1 protein-coding gene is annotated in these 1,527 nt (G+C 62.0%); it reads right to left on the bottom strand.

Annotated elements, in window-relative coordinates; translation table 11 throughout:
* Positions 1-1,518 (bottom strand): type I polyketide synthase (locus tag BST15_RS20860; RefSeq protein WP_133053208.1); only part of this gene is annotated, 1,518 nt, incomplete at its 3' end.
* Positions 1,519-1,527 lie beyond the last annotated feature (9 nt).

The raw sequence follows: 1,527 nt of genomic DNA, 5'->3' as shown, positions 1-1,527 counted from the left end.
CCACTGCGCCAGCACCCCGGCCGTGGCCGCAATCCGCGCCGGCGACTTACCCGAGACCACCAACGTACTCACCGGCACCCCAGCCGACGCCCCAACAACCGGCACCTCGGGAGCCTGCTCCACAATCACATGCGCATTAGTGCCCGACACCCCAAACGAAGACACCCCCGCCCGACGCACACGCGACACCGCCGGCCACGCCATCGCCTGCGCAGCAATCACAAACTTCGACGCCCCCACACCCGCATTCGGCGTCAACTCCGAAAAATTCACATGCCGCGGAATAAACCCCCGCTGCACCGACAACACCGTCTTAATAAACCCAGCAACACCCGAAGCCGACTCCAAATGCCCCAGATTCGTCTTCACCGACCCCAACACCAACGGCGCCGCAGAACCCCGCTCACCAAACACCGCAGCCAAGGCATCCAACTCAATCGGATCACCCAACGCCGTACCCGTGCCATGCGCCTCGACGTAATCAATATCCGCCGGCGACAACCGCGCCGCCGCCAACGCCGCCCGCACCACCTTCTGCTGCGCCGGACCCGACGGCACCGTCTGACCCGAGGACGGCCCATCCTGATTCACCGCCGAACCCCGCACCACCGCCAAAACCCGATCACCATCACGCTGGGCATCCGACAAACGCTTGAGCACCACCACCCCAGCACCCTCGCCCCGCACATACCCATCAGCAGCAGCATCAAAAGTCTTGCACTGCCCATCGGGAGCCAACATCCCCCACCGCGACGTCGCAATGCTGTTCTGCGGGGCCAACATCAGATTCACCCCAGCCGCCAACGCCTGATGAGACTCCCGCCGCCGCAAACTCGCACACGCCAAATGAATCGCCACCAACGACGACGAACACGCCGTATCCACCATCAACGCCGGACCATGCACACCCAAGAAATACGACAACCGACCCGCCGCAAAATTCGGTGCATTACCAAACGACAGATAAGGATCAGCATCCCGCTGCCCCAACTTCTCGGCAGCAAGAATCGAGTAATCATTAGTCGTCAGACCGACGAACACCCCGGTCTGCGTACCCCGAATCGCCTCCTTCGTGATCCCGGCATGCTCCAACGCCTCCCACGCCACCTCCATCAACAACCGCTGCTGAGGATCCATCGCATCAGCCTCACGCGGCGAAATACCAAAAAACTCCGCGTCAAACTCCGCCGGCTCCCACGACGTCAAAAACCCACCCTCACGAGAACAAATCGTCCCCGGCACCGAATGATCCGACGAAAAAAACTCATCCGCATCCCAACGATCCGCCGGAACCCGAACAATCCCCGAACCCTCATCACACAACAACTGCCACAACGCAGCAGGACCATCCACCCCACCAGGCAGACGACACCCCACACCCACCACCGCAACCGGCTCGGTATCACCGGCCTCAGCAACAGCCAACCGCGCCGTCAAATCATCAATCTTGCGCAGCGCCTCAGCAACAATCGCCCGACGATCCGGCCCCCCGACCGACGCAGCACTCTTCTCGCTCAACTCAACCTC

It is taken from the genome of Mycolicibacter arupensis (assembly GCF_002086515.1).
GTDB classification, from domain to species: domain Bacteria; phylum Actinomycetota; class Actinomycetes; order Mycobacteriales; family Mycobacteriaceae; genus Mycobacterium; species Mycobacterium arupense.
Note: the sequence above shows the minus strand (reverse complement) of the source record. Positions and strands in the feature narration are given on the sequence as shown.